The sequence below is a fragment of the Terriglobales bacterium genome, from assembly GCA_035764005.1.
Taxonomy (GTDB): Bacteria; Acidobacteriota; Terriglobia; order Terriglobales; family Acidobacteriaceae; genus Gp1-AA112.
On sequence record DASTZZ010000019.1, the window covers coordinates 1 to 19,919 of the forward strand.

A 19,919-nucleotide genomic window follows, 5' to 3' on the forward strand; every position below is an offset into this window, starting at 1 on the left:
GTTTAGCTCGGCTGGATTGAAAACGCGATGAACCGGCTCGATAGGATCTACCGAAACGGGATTTTCCTGGTTCATTTCCAGAATGTCAGTGGGTTCGATATTGCACTTGCCTGCCGCCTCGTCCTGCCACAGCACGCGATAGTTCTGAACTTTCAGTCGTCCGATTGGCGCAGCCATCCAGCAGTTTTGATCACGATGGTTGTGGATTGAGCTTACTTGCCCGACTTCCCAGCAAATCGCAATGAGTTCGTAGAGAGGCGTCTTATCGATGAGATTTCGCGTGTAGTGCTGGCGATCCCAAACGAGATATGGAGAAAGCGTCTCCGGATTCACCGGATGCATTCGCAGGAAGTTATGCACATCGTCGACTTTGTCGAACGCCGGAGCTGGTAGCTTCCGCAGTTCAGATGTGAACTCTTGAATCGAGACCAGGCTATGGGCCTTGTGCGTTGTCGTCGCAACCATCGGATTCACCTCCTTTATCGTCGGATAGAAGAGCCAGGCTTGATTAAACTGCGCGCCAAGCTTATACCACAGCCATGCTCCGGCGTTATCGCCTTGCTCTTGGCCTTTGGGTTTGCGGCGTTGTCATGCTCTTTGTTGCGTTTATCAGCGCCTCGATAGTCCGGCGGGGCATCCCGGCTTATGAGGCAGGGGCTGGAGCATATTCCACGCAATGGGAGTCGCTCCCGCTTCCAATTCCCTTATTGGTCCTCGACACATGCATCTTGATCCTTAGCTGCCTATCGCTGGAACTGGCACGCCGGCGATCGGCAGTGGCCTCCTCGCAAGCGCCAGTCAGGCAGAGCACGTCGGCGTGGATTTATTCAGCTATTGCTCTCGGCGTGGCGTTTTTAGCTGGTCAGGCAATGATTTGGCGGCTGCTGCAAGCTCATGGACTGGCGATGAGCACGAGCGCGCGTGTCGCGTTCTTTTACCTGCTGACCGAAGCTCACGCTATCCAGATTGTCATCGGAGTGCTCGCGCTTATTTGGATCGGCGCCCGCCAGACAAAGTGGACAGCAGTGGGACGGTACATCTCCGTCGATCTTGCAACGTGGTATTTCGCTGCGATGACCGTCTTGTGGGTGCTTCTGTTTTGCTTCCTGGTGTTTGTGTGACGCTTAGATAACGGCGGTGATGCTCGTTCCGGTAGCGGCAAAGACACCAGCCACTTCGAGTTCGGCGATTTCAAGGAAGCAGCGCAGCACGTTGGGATCGAACTGCGTTCCGCTACCTGCATTCAGACGGCGAATCGCTTCTCCGTGATCGAGCCCTTTGCGGTAGCAGCGATTTGAGATCATCGCGTCAAATGCATCAACGATCGACACGATACGAGAGCCCAACGGGATTTCCTCTCCCTTGAGTCCTCCGGGATAGCCTGCGCCGTCGTACGACTCGTGATGATGCAGAGCGAACAGACTGGCTTCTTCCAATCCAGGAAACAGCCGCAAGATCGACCAGCTGTACTCCGGATGCTTATTCATGATGGTCCGCTCGTCGTCTGTGAGTTTACTGGGCTTTTTCAGGATCGCATCGGGCACGCCGATTTTTCCGATATCGTGAAGCAATGCTGCGACTTCGTATTGGTAGAGACTCTCTTCTTCGATTCCCAGCCTGCGGGCTACGCGTACTGCCCATTCCGCCAAGCGAGTGCTGTGGACTCCGGTGTTGAGGTCTTTCAAATCGAGCAGTTGATTCAAGGCGCAGATGACTGCCGTGCGCATGGTCACCTGCTGCTCTTCGAGCTCTTTCACCCGAAGGAGCAGCGGGGACCACGAATCAAACGCCTGATGGAGGCTCATTCCCATGGACTTGTTCCCAAATTAGAACAGCCCGAGACTGTTCCGCCAGGCCTTGACAGCCTGATACGTGTCCAACACACCCGCACCAAACTGTGAGTACGGAATCTGCTGCGCGTGGCTCAGAGCCTGTGCGGCAGTCTGCTTGTTCAAGAGCAGCGGGTTCGACTGTGCCATCATTGCTACCGTCCCCGAGACCAGCGGCGCGCTGAACGATGTGCCCCATCCAGCCGCATAGGTGTTGAACGGATAGGTCGTCATCACCGCCTCACCTGGGGCTGACAGCCACACGGGAGGCGCTCCATAGTTCGAGAACGCCGAGGGCGTGTTGTTGTTCGACGTGGAGGCCACGTCGATCACGTTCGACAAACTCGCCGGATACACCGTCTCCATGCTGCCGTCATTGCCAGCAGAGGCTACGCAGATTACGCCATGATTCGTGGCGTAGTTAATGGCTGTGGCCAATTCTTGTGACGGGCTAGTGAAGTCGAAGCTCATGCTGATGATCTTCGCTCCATGGTTGACTGCGTAATAGATGGCACGCAGCACGTCAGAAGCGTATCCCGTGCCGGCCGAGTTAAACGCTTTTAGCGGCATGATCTGCGCTTTAGGAGCAACCAGGTGTACGATGCCGGCGGTCATGGTTCCGTGTCCAAATGCCGCGAACTGCGAGCCGTCGAGAACGCCTACCGTCGACTGATCGAGTACTCCGACAGTCGATTGATTCACCTGCGCCGGTTGTTGCGAGCCGTCGAGCACTCCAACTGTGGACTGGTTGATGTCGGCCATTTCCGATCCACCGGTCTGATTACGAGTGAAGTCGTATCCGTACACCAATTGGCTCTTTAAAACCGTATTATTCGGGTCGACACCGGTGTCGATGATGGCGACCTTCACACCGCTTCCAGTGGCGGCAAATGCAGATTGCGTCTGCGCTGTGTGGATAATCTGATTAGGCGTCTGCAGAACATAGCCTTCCCACACCGTCGCGCCGTAATAGGAAACCGGTGTCTTGTCGGTTAGGTATCCAGGCGTTGATCCGACCGTCGTTCCCTGCGTGTTCACCGCCTGATCTGGCTCGGCGTTGGTAATACCGGCTCCAGACAAAAGCTGGGTGAGGAAGACAACCGGGCTAAGCAGACTCGATGTAGTCACGACGAACAACTGTCCATCAGGATCGCCGATACCCTCAAGCACCTTGCAGCCGAACACGAGGCACGTGAGGTTCAGGCCAAGCAAGCCTTTTGTATCGCGAACAATGTATCGACTCGTCGGCAGCAGTCCGCCGCTGCCCAATAGACCGCCGAGAAGTTGTGCGTTGGCTTTCGGCGCGGGCGACGCGATCGCGAAGCCCGGTTGAACATAAACCGTGAACAGCGCCAGTACCAGAATGATGGAAATCCCCGCTTTGGATCTGCTGTATTGCTGAGCGAGTTCTTTCGAGCTCTTCATTTGCTTCTCCAGAGACACGTGTCTCGGCAAATCTCGAATGGGGATTACAGCGGGGAGGAAACTAAAGTCTATGTCCCGTATCGGCTCTTCGGCCAATTACGAAAGTAACCGATTCCTAGTTCGGACCTCGGCTTGGGTCCGATGGCCGCTTCCGTTCGCTAATGCCTGTAATCGGCAGATAAACCGGCGCCAGATTGCCAACCGTAACCGACAGCCGCAAATTGCTCTTCAGAGCGAATTCCAGATGAAACTCGCCATTCGTGTTGCTGATCGTGCTGGCCACGTTCTTTCGGCCATCGAGCAGCACCACCGGCACGCCAGAAACCGGGTGATTCGGATGTGCGCTGTCGAGCATCTGCCCCACCAGCGCCGCGCGTTCGGAGTTGTTCTCAGAATCGACGCGCATATCTACGTAGACCGTTCCAACTCGGTACAGCAACTGCCGGGCCGACGCGACAGAAGCTGCACGCGCGCCAGCAGCAACGGGTTGTGCCAGGCTGTCGAAGAGCAATTCAAACGCGGTGGTTGACTGCGGAATTCGGTTCTGCTCGCTCGCGAAGTACGCTTTCGCTATTTGGATAATTCCCGCTGGCGGCTCGTACGCTAGTTCGCTACCGCCAACACGCAGGACGTCGCGAAATAGCGCTACAGTTTGCGAGCAATCCGAGCAGCCATTCAGATGTTCGCGAACGGCGGCTATCTCGGCCTGCGGCAAGACCTCTCGAACGAATTCAACCAATTTTTCCTGCGCGATATGCTTCATCGTTTCACCATCCGTCCCAGCAAGGCCCTCTTTTCCCAGAACGTCAGTCAGGGCAAATCAGGTTTTCACTTATTACTGCCCATAAGGGCTTCCAGCCAGAGCTGAAATATAGGGGCAGAACAAAAAGTTTTGTTCCCCATTTCAACCCGAATACTTGCCCATCAGCACGAATGGAGCCCATTGATACGGATGGGGGTAGCTCTTTCTCACCGCTAGCATGGCTTCCCGCATTGCTGCCGCTTTCTGTTCGCCGCTCTGATAGCGCCGATAGAACTCGGCCATGAAGTCGGCTGTACTCTGGTCGTGGACATCCCACAAGCTGAGCAGTAGCGACTGAGCACCAGCTTGAAATAAGCCACGAGCTAACCCGATTAACTCGTCGCCTGCTGCCACTACGTTTAGGCCAGTGGCGCAACCACTAAGCGTGACCAGTTCAACGGGCAAATGGAGTTGATAAAGATCGTAAAGACTCAGATACGACTTTCCCATGCGAATCGACGAGAACATAGGACTGTCTTGCCGGAAATATCCATGGGTGGCGATGTGGACGAGCCGCGCGCTCGGGCCGGCGCTCTTCAGGATGTACTCGCTCGCGGCATTTCCAACAAACAGCTTCGGATGTGGAACGATGCCGCTTAATGCTCGCAGCTCATCCAGGATCGATGGCGCATTTTGATCCGGAACTCCCATAAGCAGCGCGGCGCCTGAAGTATTTACCTGGTTGTTTGCGCAAACCGCGTAGATGCTTGCACTGGGTGCATACGACACCGTGTGATCATCAATCAGGTAATGCTCACCATCGAATAGCGCATGAAAAGGTACATAGTGCAGAGCTGCGTGCGGCACAAAGAGAAGGTGCTTCGCATCGAGCCGGTCGCGAACTGGAGCGAGCAACTCGTCGTACAGCGCCTTCAAATGCGCGTTCGTGGATTGAATCAGAGAATCACGAAATGCCGTCGCGTATTCACTCCCAAGACGGAACTTCGATAACTGGAACTGCAGCAATCGGAGAACATTGCCAATGCGCGAAGCCAGCGTCACGGGAACGATCTGCAGGCGATCCCGTCCGAGAAGGCACGCAAGAATGCGATCTCCGATTTGAAAAAACTCAACAATCAATGTTTCCGGCGCGATTGCCGCGCGTATCTCGTCGATGGAAAGAGTGTTGCCGGCTTGCAGCGGCGCGCTCTCACCTGCAAGATTCGATTCCTGCAGCACGCGAATCAGATCGGTTTCCCGCGCACGAGCTTGTTCTTCTAATCGCCTGATGTGTTCCGGCGAGCGTTGCTCGGGGCGTAACTGCTCCAGTTCAATCAGGCTGTAGTACCAATTCAGTTCATCGCGCAAATTGCGCATGCGGCGCACAAGATCGCTTTGCCCGTGATCTTCTCCCGCCGTGTAAACGGGCTGAAGCATCTGGTCCATTAGCGTGCGCGATTTCGCTTCTTCGATGTAACCAAAGGCTTCGGCCAGCGAATCGGCGCTGTACTGTCCTCGCAGGCAAGAGTCGACCAGCAGCTCATAGACTTCAAGACGGTTCTTGAGGAAGGCCATCTTGAGATCTTGCCCGCGCAGATTGCCGCGCAGCGTCTCCAGCGCCTCCCTCGAAGTGCGGAAGCTCTCATACGCTTCTTTCCGACTTCCCGAACTGGAATGAATCTGTCCCATCAGCAGAAACGCCTGGTGCTTCAGAATCGGCGCCTGAATGCCTTTCACCTTCTCGATTGCTGCAGAGCATTCGCGATATGCTCCGGCAAGATCGCTAGTGCGTTGTGCGATGCGCGCCAGCAGCAATCGGCAGAGAACTGCTTTTCCGGAAAGCAGGGATGTATCAAAGAATTGCAACGCTGCTTTGGCCAATCGCCGAGCTTCGAACAGACGAGCCTCGTTGAAGAGCACGAGCGCCTGGTAGAGATCAATCAGAGAAGGCCAGACCTCATTCTTCTCCTTGACGAACATTTCACGCGAGCGCGTGAATAGCTTCAGGCTTTGAAATGCCTGGCCCTGCTGGCCCATGGCAATGGCTTCGAAGGCCATGCACTTCGCCGCTTCGTAGCCCATGCCCAGCTTGTCAAATTCGGCATAGCCCAGCCGTGCAAGTTCCGCGGCCTCAGAGCTGAGATTCAGTTCGAGGTAAAGCTCGGAGAGATCAAGATTGCAGAGGCCATAGTGATAGCGGTCGCCAACTTCGTCGCAGCGCAGACGAGTCGAGCGCAGCATATCGATGGCTCGACTGTATTCTCCGCGCAGGAAATAGAGATATGCGATGTTGTAGTCCGCTTGCGCGACCAGCAGCGGCATGTTGTGCTTCGTGCAGTAATCGTGCGTGTGCTGATAGCTGTCGAGTGCTTGCTGGAATTCGCCGAGGCTAATGAGACACACCGACAAGTTGCTCAGAACAGCAGCGATGCCTTCCGTATTCCCATGCTTGAGAACCACGTCATATGCACGGCGATAGCAGGCGAGCGCCTCAGAAAACCGGTCCTGCCGGTAAAACACGGTGCCGACGTTAATTTCCAACCGAGCTAAACGCAGCTCATCGCCGGCGGCACTAAAGATTTTGCGTGCGCGGTCGGCAGCGGCAAACGCCTGTTCGTACTCCCCAGAGAGCGTGAGCGGAAGAATCGAGACACTGAGAGTGCGTCCAAGCTCGGCGTTTTCGCCTAACTTCTCCCAGGCTGCAATTGCATACTTGTGCAGCTCGATCGAATCTCGATACTGACCCATCGCATACAGCGCGTTCGCTTTGTTCCGGGTTGCATAGGCGAGTGATCGTTCGTCACTGACAATCTGAGCAACCGCGACGGCAGCTTCTGCGAGTGACAGCGCCTGCTGGGTGTTGACGCGTACGCGTTCTCGCGCGGCATCGGCGAGTTGAATCGCGAATTCGGGCGAGAGATCTGATCGATGCTGCTCGATCAATTCCTGGCGCCGCGTTGCATCGGACGATTCCGCAAGCGAGCGCAGCAACTCCTCGCGTGCGCTGAATGCGGTAGCGCTCACCGGCGCCTCTTTCGCGCGAATCCCAGCGCTTCGAGCTGCTTGCGAAGTTTATCGAGGCAGCGTCCCCGGATGAAGCCAATGGATCCGGTGGCGAGTCCAAGCTCGGCAGCGATTTCGTTGTAAGGCCGCGCGGGAGATTCGAAGAACAACATGCGAATCATTTGCGCACACCGCGCCGGCACACCGCCGATTGCATCACGAAGAACTTGCTCGCGCTCGACTTCTTCAAGGATCCGGTCGGCTCCTGGACCGAGCGGCATGAGATCATCCGTGATTTCGTCATCAACAAACCGGCTCTGCTTGTGTTTCAAGCGCGCGCATTTGTGCAGCGTGGTTTGAATCAGCCATTTCGGCAGAGCGCGGGGTTCGCGCAGGCGAGACAACTCCGAATAGAGATCGACGCAAACAGCTTGGAAGATATCGTTCGCATCGTCGCGGGAGAGATTCCACTTGACGGGAATGGAATAGATCAGCTTCTTATACTTGTCGATGAGCGCACACCACGCCTCTTCGTTGCCGCCAAGGCACTCGCGCACTAGCCGCTCGTCATTCCAGACGCTCTGCTGTTCCCTTTCGGGTTTTGCTGTTGCAATCACTTGCTGAGCTTACTCCTTGTCGCGACAAGCGCCGTCGGCAGCCGTAACAAATATCTAGGTTCTCTACGCATAGGTCTTTCCCGCCTCGATACGTTCGACATCCAATACATCGGCAAGTGCAAAGTAAGAACCTGACACCAGCACCAGGGCGATAATCGGCGCCGCCATCCACCAATAAGAACTCATCACCTGAACGTGTTGAAACGCAGACAGCATATTTCCCCAGCTGGGAACAACCTCGTTCATTCCCAATCCGAGAAACGACAACGTCGCTTCAGCAGTGATGAATTGAGGCACGAGAATAACCGCCTGCGTGATGATGATTCCCAATGCTTGCGGCAACACGTGACGGCGCAGAAGGTACCATTCGGAAGCGCCAAACCCGCGTGCTGATACGACGAAAGGACGCTCTCTCGCGCTGAGCACCACGCCTCGAACCAGGCGAGCGGGGCGTGCCCATCCCAAAGCTCCAATCACGGCTGAAATGAGCAGAAAAGTCTGTGCGGTACCGAGATGCAGCGGCAGAACGGCGCGCAGCGCAAGCAGCAGGTAAATCCAGGGCAGCGCCAGCGCGAGTTCTGCAGCCCGCATGACGCCGGCATCAGCGATCCCTCCGAAGTGACCTGCAATGGCACCCATAACCGCACCGATGGTCAGCGACAGCAAGGTCGCAAGCAATGCTGCTGCAATCGAGATTCTCCCGCCGTAAAGAACGCGCGAGAAGATATCGCGCCCAAATCCGTCGGTTCCAAACAGGAAAATGTTTACTGGGTCCCTAACCGCGAATGCCTGCAGTTCTGTAGCACGGCGAACAAAGAAGTGAATGGGATATGAGGTGCCCCGATCTTCCCGATATGAGAAAACGTCGCCATCCACCGCAACAGGTGAGTAGACAAACGGGCGTAGATGGAAGCGGCCGCTTGCGTCTACGAAATGAATCCGAGTCGGCGGAGCATAGGCAAAGTCGCGGTGCTGCTCTGCTGCCGGATAAGGCGCCAGGAATCCTGCGAGCAGTAAGCAAAGGTTCGCGGCTGCAAAGATCGCGAGTGCGATTGCGACTTTTCGCTGCCTCAGCATTCCGCCCTCATTCGCGGATCAGCAGCGTAGAGAAGCAAGTCGGCAATCAGATTCGCGATGACCAGGAATACCGAAAAGAGCATCACGACGGCCATTACGAGATGAAAATCACGGCTGTAGATTGCTTCCAGAAAGAGCGGCCCAACACCCGGCCATCCAGTAATCACTTCCACGAGGAACGATGCGCTCACCAGGCCCGCAAGAGACAATCCGAAAAGAGAAATCAATGGATTCGCAGCCGCAGGCAAAGAGTGTCGGAATAACAAACGCATGTTCCCGATTCCGTGACCTCTAGCTGCTTGAATGAACGGCGAGTGCCAAGTTTCGTTCACCGCCGAGCGGATGTGGCGAAAGAGAATCGGAAAGGCCGCCAGCGCGAGGACGACAGCCGGACTCCAAATCTCAGCAACAGCCGATGCGGCTGCCTGTTGGCTTGTTGGAGCATCGCTATTGGCATTCCTGAGATGGGCTGCAATCAACATAAACAGCAGGGCTAATGCTAATTCCGGCGTTCCCAGCAGCAGCGTGGAACACGCTACGAAGATGCGATCGATCCATCGATGGGCTTTGTAGGCACTCCAAATCCCACACGGCAGCGCCACAATCCACGCCAGCACCATCGCAGCCCCGCCAAGCAGCAAAGTGTTGCCGAGGCGATCCCAGATCAGCTTTTTGACTGGCATGTTATAGGCCACCGAATATCCGAAATCCCCAACGGCAACCGACTTAAGCCATCGAAAGTAACGGACGGGCAGCGGTTGATCGAGGCCAAACTGCGCACGCAGACCGGCGAGCGTCTGCGCCGAAATCTGCGGGTTAAGCCTCATCTCATCGAGAAAGCTGCCGGGCGCAAGCTGCGAGATCGTGAACGCCAAAGCAGAGATCGCGATCAGCAGCGCAGCCGAGTGCACCAGCCGACGCTCGAAATATCGTGCAGCTTTCATTCAGACTCCGCCAGCACCAATTCCTGTTTTGGCAGGGACTCGAGCTTGCTATCATCGCGCCAGTACTTGAATTGATCGAGGATTTCCTTCCCGTCCAAGTGATCGATTAGTTGTCCCTCGCGCATCGCTGCGACCTCGTCGGCAACGGACGACACGAGCTCCAGATCGTGCGAGATGAGCAATAGCGTGATCCCAAGCCGATCTTTAATTCCGCGCAGCAACGCAAGAATTCCGGCCTGCGTTTCCGGATCGAGTCCAGACAACGATTCGTCAAGAATGAGGAGCTTCGGTTGAAGCGTCAAAGCACGAGCTATGACCAGCCGATGCTTCTGTCCGCCGCTGAATTCGTGACAGGAGCGATCAGCGGTGGACGGATCCAGTCCCACGCGCTGCAGAAGCTGTTCAACGGTACTGCGGCGTTTTTTGTCATCGGAGATTCCTTGAATCAAGAGCGGCTCCCCGACCGCTTCCGCGGCTGACAACCGCGGATTCAGCGCCGCTGCGGGGTCCTGCGGAATGTACTGCAGCATCGGTCGCATCTTGCGTGCTTCACCGCGGGCCAGTTTGAGAAGGTTGTTGCCCTCAAAAAGCACTTCTCCGCTATCAGCGTCCTCGAGCAAAGCGAGGCAGCGGGCAAGAGTGGATTTCCCAGAGCCGGACGCGCCAACGAGGCCTGTCAGCGTGCCTCGGTGGAGGTCGAAATTCACACTATCGAGAGCCTGCTTCTCCGAGCGGCCGAAGGCAAATAGACCGCGTGTCCGATAGCGCTTGCACAAACTGCGCACAGTAACAAGAGGCTCTTCGTGTCGAACAATGCGCGCCGCCAAACTCTTCTCTGACACACTGCTCTGCGCACTGGCTGGCACTCTCTTCTGTTGATTGCATAGGTCGATCACACGATCGGCCCTCGAAACAACGCTGCGATCGTGGCTGATGAGAAGAAATGCAGTCCCGAACTCGGCTCGTAGGCTTTCTATCAACCGCAGAATTTCGCTCTTGAGCGATCCATCGAGGCTCGCTGTCGGCTCATCAGCAATCACCAACCGCGGCTTACAAATGAGCGCCTGCGCAAGCACCACGCGTTGACGCTCGCCACCGCTGAGTTCGTGCGGATAAGCAACGTAGTACCGCTCTGGTTCCAGGCCGACGCGGTGCAAGATCGCATTCACGTCTTCCTTTGCATCCCGTGAGCCGTGCGCGCGCGTGACCTCAGCAACCTGATCTCCAACTCTCATGACGGGATTCAGTGCGAGAGCAGGCTCCTGATAGATGATCGACATCTGTTTACCGCGAATTCGGCGCAATTCGCGCTCCGACAGTCGGATGAGATCATCGCCCTGAAACATCACAGACCCGCTCACGCGAGCTTCCGCCGGGAGCAGCTTGAGAATCGCCAGCGCGGTGCTCGTCTTGCCGCATCCCGAACGGCCCTGCATTCCCACGATTTCTCCAGGATCGACATCGAAGCTCAGATTGGATACCGCAGCTTCACCTTCGCCGCACGTACCTTTTCCATAAGACACACGAAGATCGCGCACCTCGAGCAACGGACGAGATGGGGACAGGACCGGCAAACGTGGACACTGCCTCCGCGCGAGCACACTACGGCGCCTCTGCGAGATGAGCTAAGTATTTCGAATCCAAGGGAAATTCGCTCAGTAGAAGCCAGATAGCTGAGTCACTTTAGTAATGTCGGGACGTGATGATTGCCAACTTGAGATGTTTTCGTCTCACTGCGCAATCAGTTTCCCGGGAACTACTTTGCTCGGCTCGGAGTCTGTACTCCAGGAGGAGCTTGTCTATGCAGCGCCAGCTTCACTTCACACCCGCGATCGCGGCGATCACCTTTGTCCTATGTTTGGCTGGATTCGCATTTGTGGTTCTGGTGTTATTGCCATCGCCATTTGCGCAGCAACTCGTGCCTGTCAAATCAATTGCAATCGCACACGGCGCGGCTCACTTGGGCAAAGCGGCTGTATATGTCGTTCTGATCGGTTATGCGGCTGGAATTGTGGGATGGCTTGCCACCTTCGGATTGCAATGCGATGGCATGCACAGACTGGCGTCTGTGCTCGAACATTTACGCTGCAAATAGATTTATTCAGCGCCGGCAACGGCGAGTCGAGTCGGAAGGAAACTCTGGTGCGAGAGTTCGCAGGTTGAGGTCGCGACCAGAAAAGCGTCTGAGGGAAATTCCCCGCTACTGGCTAGAGCCTTCTCAATACAACCCACATTGGCGGCGTGACGCTCACAGACAAATACATGCAGGCGGGAGTTATTGGAGAACTGGAATTCGACTCGGTGGGTGCGGCGACTCGAACAGGGCTGCGGTGGATTCACCAGATTCATCTGACAGATACTGGAAAATGCGTTCGACATGCCTGTTCGGCCCTCCTGCATTACAGCCTTAATTAAAACGTTTTAGCCGCGACACAGACTACTGGAGGTCGAAGGCTGTGTCAAGCGGTAATCGGAGTGGAAATTTCGGATATTCGGTCCAACCCACTCGCGCAGAACGCAACATAATCGCACAGCGAAACCGGAATGAACCGTTATTGCGGCAAATGAAACTGCGGTGATCCGCGTTCAGCTCTCACCAACGACATATCGGCAGCCTTTTGAGCTCATGCGAGCCGAGCGCACGGCTCCAGCGGGAACGTCGCACCGTTCTCCTCGACGATAGGTCTGCCTCTTTCCCTGTGAAGTCAATGTCATCTCGCCATCGAGAATAATGTGAGCTGTTTCCGTGGGATGAGTGTATCGGTCATAAAACGTGTCTGGCGAGTCCTGCCAGACATAAGTTCTCTTAAGACTCTGAGAGCGAAGCTGTGCCTGCAGAGCTTCTTCGTTTGCATGTTGATTCCTGCAGATGTCCACAGCGATTGGCAGTACGCAAATTCAAGCGGAGGCGGCTTAGGGCCGATCGCCTGCTACTTATCTCCTAATCCCGGCACTGTTTCCCCGTGACTCAATCATGCGACTGCGTTCTGTTTGCTCAGCGGTGCGGTCTGCTCTGCTTGCTTCGCGGGCAAAAAGATACAAAAACAACTTCCGCTCTTTCCGGAACTTGTCGTTGACCGCACCGTAATCCGTCCCCGGTGTTTGCTGACGATTCCCAAACTGAGCCACAATCCCAGGCCGGACCCCTTCAACTCTTTCGTCGTATAAAACGGCTCAAAGATGCTTCGCCGCACTTCCGGCGTCATTCCCGTCCCGGAATCGACAATGTAGATGCGCACGCCGCGCTGCGAAAGGTTTTTCCAGTCGAGGGACGGACGCACGTGCACGATCAAACTCCCGTTGGTCGGTGTAGCCTCCAGGGCGTTACGAAGAATGTTTGCGACCACCTGGCGCAATTCCCCGGGGAACGCAGACACAATCGGCGGCGCGTCATACTTCCGGACTACGTGCAGGCCCTTGCGATTAAATTCCGGCGAAAACAGCGTCACGACTCCATCAAGAAGTTCGGGCAACTCGACATCCACCGGTTCCTCGCTGTTGCGATTGAACGCGAGCGTCTGCTTGGTGATGCGAGCGATGCGCTCAAGCTCTGCCGAAGCCATGTGAACGTATTGCGTGCTGTCAGGATCGAGAGAACTGGTCTTCAGCAGATACAGCAGATTCGTGAGCGCCTCGAGTGGATTATTGATCTCATGCGCGATGCTGTTTGCTAAGCGACCCATGGCCGCGAGTCGCTCGGAGACGCGGAGGGCTTCTTCGGCCAGCTTGCGATCGGTAATCTCAGTAACGATCAAGATGGCGCCATGCGCAATCTCGTGATCCCGAATTGGATCGAGGCGCAGGGAGAACCAGCGCCGTCCGTGGTTGATGTCGGCTGCAACGCGCGGAAGATCGCGTTCATCGAGTTCGTAGTTCAGTTCGCGCTGAAGTAGAACCCTGACATTCTGGTTTTCAATCTGGCTGTACGTTTTGTCGAACAGAGACAGCATCGCGCGATTACAGCGCGCTACACGCCATTCTGAATCGATCAGAGCGATGCCTTCACTCAACGCGTCGAACGTCGACTGCCATTGCTTGGCAGATAAGCGAGACAGGGCTTCCGCTTCGCGCAGCCGCAGCAGAGCGCGGACAGTCGCAAGCAGCACCGCAGGTTCCATCGGTTGCGTGAGATATGCATCGGCCCCGCTGTCGAGCGCCTGCACGCGGCTCTCGCTTGATACGAAGGACGCTGAGATTTGCAGAACGGGAATGTTCGCCGTCTGCGGATTGGCTTTGATGCGGCGGCAAACCTCGTAACCGATAATGTCGGGCAGGCGGACGTCAAGAATAACCAGTGCCGGATTTTCGAGCACCTTCTGCAGCGCCTCACGGCCGCTGGTTGCTTCGGCAACGGGGTAGCCGGCATTCTTCAGAATGCGCGAAGAAATGTAGCGGTTGTCCTCACGATCGTCGACGATCAGGATCACCGCCCCACTCTCAGGCATGATGCCCCCCGAACATTTCAAGGTCGAACCCGACGTTCGCTAGCGCACGCGTTACATGAGCGAGCGCTTCGGGCCCGGAGGTATCGGTTTTGGCCAGCAGAGTTACGCGTGGAAGTCGCAGGCGAGCTTTCTCTTCATCGGTCAGATCTTTCGAGCTGTGAATGACGACAGGGATCTCCCGCGCTTCACGCTTCGTCCGCAATTCGTTCAGCACATCAAAGCCCGATATGTCCGGCATTAGCAAATCCAGGAAGATTGCATCCGGCTGCTCTTCCACCGCCATGCGCAGGCCTTCGCGCCCACTGCGCGCTTCCATAATCTCGACTTTCGCCGGACCTAGCAGTTCGCGCAAGGAATAGCGCGCGAGTTCACTGTCTTCCACAAGCAGAAGCTTGCGCACGGTGCCCCGATGGGTAATGGTGCGCAGCGCCTTCAACAGCGGTTCGCGAGAGACTGGTTTGTGCAGGAATGCGCTCGCGCCCATGGCGAATGCTTTTACTTCTTCGACATCCGTGATGCTCATGCTCAGTACAGGAATGTCGCGCGCTTTGATTTGATTCAACAGCTCCCATGAGCTTTCGCCATCGAGCAGGACGTCGAGGACGACTGCCGCCGGATGCGCACGCGTCACGAATTCAAGGCCAATTTCGGCATCATATGCGGACAGAACTTGAAATTCCGTGTTCTCGAGCAGCTTCGTAATCAGAAACGCGGTTTCCCGATTGTCTTCGATCAGCACAATCGGCACGCGGCCCCTTTCCAGGTCGGGGAGGTCACGCTGTCTTTGCGACTTCGTGCTCGGATAGGCCGCGGGAACGCGGACGGAGAAAGTGGAGCCCAAGCCTACCGTGCTTTCCAAACTGACCTTGCCGCCGAGCAGACGGGCAAGATTGCGGCACAGCGGCAAACCAAGCCCCGTGCCTTTCGTTTTCTTCTGGAGGTGAGTTTCTACCTGCACAAATTCGTCGAAGATGCGCTCGCGGTCTTCGGGAGCGATTCCGATTCCCGTATCGGAAACGGAGAAGACAATGCAGTTGCCTTCCTCCAGATGAGCCGAGACGCGCACTTCACCGCGCTCGGTAAATTTCAGCGCATTAGAAATGAAGTTGCGCAGAATCTGCGAAAGCTTGCCTTCATCGGTGTACATCGTGGGCAGCTCAGGAAGTTCATCGAACACCAGGTTCACCGATGACGTCTGCAGAATCGGTTTCAGCATTCCACGGAGCGCGCCAAACAAATCTTCGATTTCGAACTCGCGCGGTTTTACTTCCACCTTGCCGGCTTCCACCTTGGCGATGTCGAGCAGATCGTTCACCATCTCCTGCAGTCCCTGAGCCGAACGACGGATGAACGAGACCTGCTTTTCCTGTTCCGGCGTTAACTCGCCGTCGAGCCGCTGCATCAGCATTTGCGAGAGCGACAAGATGGAATTCAGCGGAGTCCGGAACTCGTGCGACATGTTTGACAGAAACGAGGTCTTTGCGTCGGACATGCGTCGCAGCGCATCGGCGCGGTCATCGAGCTCAGCGTAGAGTGCGACCACACCGCGATTTGTGTCCTCGAGTTCATGATTCAGGTCAACAAGCTCTTCCTGACGCCCGCGCAGGTCGGCAAGGGTTCGCAACAGCTCCTGGTTCTGGCGCTCCACCTCTTCATAAGGATTTTCCGGCCGCTTCTGCGCGATCTTCTGTGCGATCTCCTCTATGCGCATCGATGTGAGCGCACGAGTCGTACCGGAAATCAGCTTTGACATCTCAATCACCGTGCCGGAGCCGTCGGTCTGGATGTCGAAGAAGTCCATCAGCCGCCGGGTGCCGAGGATGCCTTTTCCCAATCCGGTACTCGACCGGTAGCGGCCGTCGAGAATCTCATCGAGATTCGTAATTCCCGGACCGGAATCGCTGATGCGAATGGTGAGCTTGGGCGGCGGGTCGCGATCGAGAAGAAATTCGACCCTTCCCGAGCGGGCATAACGAAATGCATTGCGTGCCATTTCCGACGTAGCAGTGGCAAGGCGGATTTGCTCGGAATGATCGAATCCGAGCAATTCGGCGATCTCCCGCGCGCGCTGGCGCGCCAGGACCACATCCTGCTCGAAGCGCAGATTGATTGTGACCAACGACTTTTTCATGCTGCGTTTCTGCCCTTGCTGATTACCACGGTCGCATCATCGCGTCCGCGTTTGAAGTCGCGATAGAGCACGGCCGCGATCAGCGTCGCCGGTTTGGCAGCAAGCCCGGGGTATTGCTCCAAACTGCACCGGGTATTGATTCCATCCGAATGCATGAGCAGCATGGCATCGGCCTGCCAGGGAAACGTGAACTCCTGAATCCTTGAAGTCTGATGGCCAACGATGCCGTTGTGGGAAATCATGCTGCGAGTTTTTCCCGTGCCTACGATCGCGCTGGCAATATTCCCAATTCCGGAATAACGGACCACCTGCCGCTCGAAATCGATTTCGGCGACTGCAACTGCGGCTCCACGAGTTTTCTGCAGGCGGGCATGGGCGGCTGCGATCATCTCTTCCGGATGGCGATGGGCATTGGCGCGAAATGCTGCGAGAGCTTCCTGCGCCGCGTCCGAGGCTGCTGCTCCGTGCCCAAGTCCATCGGCCACGATTACCACGCGCCTAGCCGACTCATCATGGTAATCCCATGCATCTCCCGATAAAGATTCTCCTGCCACCGGCACGCACACGGAACCAATGTCGGGCCAATCGAACTCACGTTTTCCACCGGCGTGTACTCTGGCCAGAATTGCTGTTCCCTGAGCTGAAGCGGTGTACGTCGCGCATTTCGACGTGAGTCTCTGCACCGCGCCAAATCCCGTGCCCGGCGTTCCTGCGGAAGAATATCCGTCCTGAAGCGCGAGTCCCATATCAGCAATGCCACGGCCCTGATCGACCGCAATGAGATCGATTGCCGGTACATCCGTGTGCTCGACGGGCTGGAGAACCATATCACCGCCTTCGCCGTGCAGAAGAACATTGCGGGCGAGTTCGGTGGCCACAATTGCCAGATTCCCTTCAGCAGTTGGGTCGAAGCCTAACTGCTGGGCCAGGCGTACGGCCGCCCGTCGTGCCTCGCTTACATGGGTGTTCTCCGAGATGGGGACTGCGATTTGTTCGCGGGACACGCGGCGCTATTTCCAACGAACTACAGTGACTCGAGTACCTTCTCCCGGCTTAGATGCAATTTGGAACTCATTCACCAGCCTTTTGCTGCCGCTCAGACCTAATCCCATTCCCGAGCCGGTGGAATATCCATCTTTCAGCGCAAGCTCGATGTCTGGAATGCCCGGTCCCTGATCTTCAAACGTGAGCTTCAGGCCGCTGCGGATGTCGTTGCTGATGACCTCCATCAGGCAGGCGCCGCCTCCACCATGGCTGACCGTGTTTCGCCCCAATTCGCTGGAAGCGGTGATCATCTTCGTCTGGTCGACCAGGCTAAACTTCAGCTCCGCAGTCCAGGCGCGGACCTTCTGGCGCAGCGTGACCACGTCAGCGGAGCTTCTGAGAGGAACCGACTCAGATTTGAGAGTCGTCATCATCCCCGGTCTCCAGGTGGTGCGCTTTCACCAACTCTCGCAGTAATTCCATGCCGGCTTCCACGTTCAGAGCTGTCCTCACTCCCGGCATCGACATGCCCAGCTCAACGAGTGTGATCGCCACAGCAGGCTGCATTCCTACAAGAACCGTTTGCGCGTCGAGAATCCTAGCCATCGCAGAGATGTTGGCCAGCATGCGTCCGATGAACGAATCGACGATCTCGAGCGAGGAGATATCGATCAGCACACCGCGCGAGCCGTGTTTCGAAATTGCACTAGTGAGATCGTCCTGCAGGGTGAGGGCTAGCTGGTCATGCATATCCACCTGAATCGTGACCAGCAGGAAATTGCCCATGCGGAGAATGGGGATGCGTTCCACGAGCTACGCTCCCTTCTTTTCCGTTAGTTCTTTATCGTCGACTCCGTCTTTGCGTTCGCCTGGTTTTTGATTCGCGCGATCGATTCTCACGACAGCTTTGCCGGTCTTCTGCAGAGCCAGCGCCAAAGCGTCGGCGAGAGACGCCTTTGTAATCACGTCGCTTAGATTGATGCCGAGGTGAACGATGGTCTGCGCAATCTGCGGACGGATGCCACTCAGGATGCACTCAGCTCCCATTAGCTTCGCGGCCGTGATGGTCTTGAGCAGATGCTGCGCGACGAGCGTATCTACGGCAGGCACGCCAGTGATGTCGATTACCGCGACCTTCGAATTTGTGGCCACGATCGTGCTCAGCAGCGATTCCATTACGACCTGCGTTCGATTGCTGTCGAGCGTGCCAATCAGAGGAATAGCAACGATCCCCTGCCACAGCTTTACCACCGGAGTGGAAAGTTCGAGCATCTCTTCCGCTTGCTTCGCGATCAACTGTTCTTTGGTTTTCACGTAAGCTTCGGTGGTCATAAGCCCAAGCTTGTCGATCATGACGTTCGCGTTCCAGATCTCCGCAAACAGGGCCTCGGGATCTTTTGCCAGGTCCGATCGAAGCCGCCTGAACAGTGGCTGCTTGAGCGAGAAGACAAATGTCGCTGTTTCCGACGGGCTGAACCCTTGTTTGGCACGCGATGACGAGATCTCAGTCAGCCGATCTCGCACGGGCGTCCACTCGCTACGCGAGAGTTCGGTAACGTTGCCGTTCTTCGCTGCCTGAGTGATAGCGCGCAGCAATTCGGCGGATTGCGCCTGCAGATCGACGTCATTCATCAAGTCGCGACGACGCACCGCCGCAAGCTGCTCGTTCATCCAGTCGGAAAGTAAATCAGACTCGTTCTTCTGAAGAATTTCTGCGAGTTTACTCATGGAACCCCCGGGGCGCAGGCTGGGTGTAGCCTTCTCTCGCGAATTAGAGAGCTTGAGGCAAAACAGTGATTATAAGCAAACAGCCGATCTTGCGTTCCTGGTACCCCTCCCCCCTCCCTCTTCGCACAGGATTGATAAGACAATCAAAGACTTAGCTGTTATTTGCAGCTCTTTTTCGCTGTTAGCACCACAATATGTTGTGATTTCAAAATTGGAATCAGAACATCTTGTAATTAGCCAAATCGGAGATCGTCCGCATCGCGTTCATCTTGGTCTTCCTCGTTCCATAACAGCGTCGACTCCCGGCCGTTTTACCGTCCCGTTCCCAAAATGAAACCAGAAATCTTCGGCGGAGTCAAAGACGATAAGTGTGGAAATTTCAACGAAGATTCAGTGACTTACATGGTGAAGAACGACGGTATTTTGCTCCGTCGCTCGCGGCAGATTTGGACCGCAAGAGCAGATTCATCCAGCAACGTCAGTAACTTGCGGAGCCTAGACGCGCTGGGCCGATTGTTTGTTTGCTTCCGGCGCAAGAAAAGCTGCGAGCGACTTCTTCAATGTCGTCGGTCCGCTGTTCTTAGAGATGAGTTTCTTCGCTCCCATCCATGTGGTCAGCTTCTGGTCGGTTTCACCGTCCATAACGGACCAAACAACGAGGGGAATCTCGTGGCAGTTAGGATGGGAGTGGTAGTACCTGAGGAGTTCGTATCCGCTCGAATTCGGCAGATTCAAGTCGACAATGATGAGCTTCGGCTTCTCCTTACCCTCTTGGAACGTCGACGAAAGATGCTCGACGGCCTGCGAGGCAGCACGATAGCTGCGCAGCTCAAAATCGCCAATTTCACGCAAAGCAGCTTGCAGTTCGCGCACGTCGCTGTCGAGGTCTTCGACCATCAAAACTTGGGACATAGGGTTTGTGAATATTGTGAACTGCCGCAAGGGAAATTACAACAGAACCGGCGGCGGTATCGGGGCCCCCAACAGACGCCGA

18 protein-coding genes are annotated in these 19,919 nt (G+C 56.0%); 2 read left to right on the forward strand and 16 right to left on the reverse strand.

Annotated features, from left to right (window positions below):
* A partial coding sequence (locus VFU50_02300; protein ID HEU5231662.1) for a cysteine dioxygenase family protein occupies positions 1–465 on the reverse strand: 465 nt, incomplete at its 3' end.
* Positions 466–539: 74 nt separating this feature from the next.
* Between VFU50_02300 and VFU50_02305 the strand changes: the two genes are divergently transcribed.
* Entirely contained in the window at positions 540–1,121 is a 582-nt protein-coding gene (locus tag VFU50_02305) for a hypothetical protein (GenBank protein ID HEU5231663.1), read from the forward strand.
* A gap of 3 nt (positions 1,122–1,124) precedes the next feature.
* Here VFU50_02305 and VFU50_02310 read toward each other — a convergent pair whose 3' ends face one another.
* The 8 genes from VFU50_02310 to VFU50_02345 all read right to left on the reverse strand — a co-directional run bounded on the left by VFU50_02310 (position 1,125) and on the right by VFU50_02345 (position 11,211).
* A complete protein-coding gene (locus VFU50_02310) occupies positions 1,125–1,811 on the reverse strand; it encodes an HD-GYP domain-containing protein (GenBank protein HEU5231664.1) in 687 nt (228 codons plus the stop codon).
* Positions 1,812–1,826: 15 nt separating this feature from the next.
* Complete coding sequence (locus tag VFU50_02315) at positions 1,827–3,254, reverse strand: S8 family serine peptidase (protein HEU5231665.1); 1,428 nt, start codon at positions 3,252–3,254, stop codon at positions 1,827–1,829.
* 115 nt (positions 3,255–3,369) lie between these two features.
* Positions 3,370–4,017, reverse strand: a complete 648-nt coding sequence (locus tag VFU50_02320; protein ID HEU5231666.1) for a zf-HC2 domain-containing protein — start codon at positions 4,015–4,017, stop codon at positions 3,370–3,372.
* A gap of 141 nt (positions 4,018–4,158) precedes the next feature.
* Positions 4,159–7,020, reverse strand: a complete 2,862-nt coding sequence (locus VFU50_02325; GenBank protein ID HEU5231667.1) for a CHAT domain-containing protein — start codon at positions 7,018–7,020, stop codon at positions 4,159–4,161.
* Positions 7,017–7,616: a sigma-70 family RNA polymerase sigma factor gene (locus tag VFU50_02330; protein HEU5231668.1), complete on the reverse strand. Its 600-nt coding sequence runs from the start codon at positions 7,614–7,616 to the stop codon at positions 7,017–7,019. The genes VFU50_02325 and VFU50_02330 overlap by 4 nt, the downstream gene beginning before the upstream one ends.
* Positions 7,617–7,679: 63 nt before the next feature.
* Complete coding sequence (locus tag VFU50_02335; GenBank protein HEU5231669.1) at positions 7,680–8,693, reverse strand: ABC transporter permease; 1,014 nt, start codon at positions 8,691–8,693, stop codon at positions 7,680–7,682.
* Positions 8,687–9,637 carry an ABC transporter permease gene (locus tag VFU50_02340; GenBank protein ID HEU5231670.1) on the reverse strand — a complete coding sequence of 317 codons (951 nt, stop codon included), beginning with the start codon at positions 9,635–9,637 and terminating at the stop codon, positions 8,687–8,689. Before VFU50_02340 ends, VFU50_02335 begins: the two co-directional genes overlap by 7 nt.
* Complete coding sequence (locus VFU50_02345; GenBank protein HEU5231671.1) at positions 9,634–11,211, reverse strand: ABC transporter ATP-binding protein; 1,578 nt, start codon at positions 11,209–11,211, stop codon at positions 9,634–9,636. Before VFU50_02345 ends, VFU50_02340 begins: the two co-directional genes overlap by 4 nt.
* A 227-nt stretch (positions 11,212–11,438) precedes the next feature.
* Here VFU50_02345 and VFU50_02350 point away from each other — a divergent pair, with 227 nt between their 5' ends.
* Positions 11,439–11,732, forward strand: a complete 294-nt coding sequence (locus VFU50_02350; GenBank protein HEU5231672.1) for a hypothetical protein — start codon at positions 11,439–11,441, stop codon at positions 11,730–11,732.
* Between the two features lie 877 nt (positions 11,733–12,609).
* Here the strand turns inward: VFU50_02350 and VFU50_02355 are convergent.
* The 7 genes from VFU50_02355 to VFU50_02385 form a co-directional block, all read right to left on the reverse strand.
* A complete protein-coding gene (locus tag VFU50_02355; GenBank protein HEU5231673.1) occupies positions 12,610–14,082 on the reverse strand; it encodes a response regulator in 1,473 nt (490 codons plus the stop codon).
* Positions 14,075–16,213: an ATP-binding protein gene (locus VFU50_02360; protein HEU5231674.1), complete on the reverse strand. Its 2,139-nt coding sequence runs from the start codon at positions 16,211–16,213 to the stop codon at positions 14,075–14,077. The genes VFU50_02355 and VFU50_02360 overlap by 8 nt, the downstream gene beginning before the upstream one ends.
* Positions 16,210–17,217, reverse strand: a complete 1,008-nt coding sequence (locus tag VFU50_02365; protein HEU5231675.1) for an ATP-binding SpoIIE family protein phosphatase — start codon at positions 17,215–17,217, stop codon at positions 16,210–16,212. The genes VFU50_02360 and VFU50_02365 overlap by 4 nt, the downstream gene beginning before the upstream one ends.
* 6 nt (positions 17,218–17,223) lie before the next feature.
* Entirely contained in the window at positions 17,224–17,631 is a 408-nt protein-coding gene (locus VFU50_02370; protein HEU5231676.1) for an anti-sigma regulatory factor, read from the reverse strand.
* Complete coding sequence (locus tag VFU50_02375; protein ID HEU5231677.1) at positions 17,609–18,007, reverse strand: STAS domain-containing protein; 399 nt, start codon at positions 18,005–18,007, stop codon at positions 17,609–17,611. The genes VFU50_02370 and VFU50_02375 overlap by 23 nt, the downstream gene beginning before the upstream one ends.
* Before the next feature lie 3 nt (positions 18,008–18,010).
* Positions 18,011–18,925, reverse strand: coding sequence for an STAS domain-containing protein (locus tag VFU50_02380; GenBank protein ID HEU5231678.1), 915 nt, complete (start codon positions 18,923–18,925; stop codon positions 18,011–18,013).
* A 495-nt stretch (positions 18,926–19,420) separates the two neighbouring features.
* Positions 19,421–19,837, reverse strand: coding sequence for a response regulator (locus VFU50_02385; protein HEU5231679.1), 417 nt, complete (start codon positions 19,835–19,837; stop codon positions 19,421–19,423).
* Positions 19,838–19,919 lie beyond the last annotated feature (82 nt).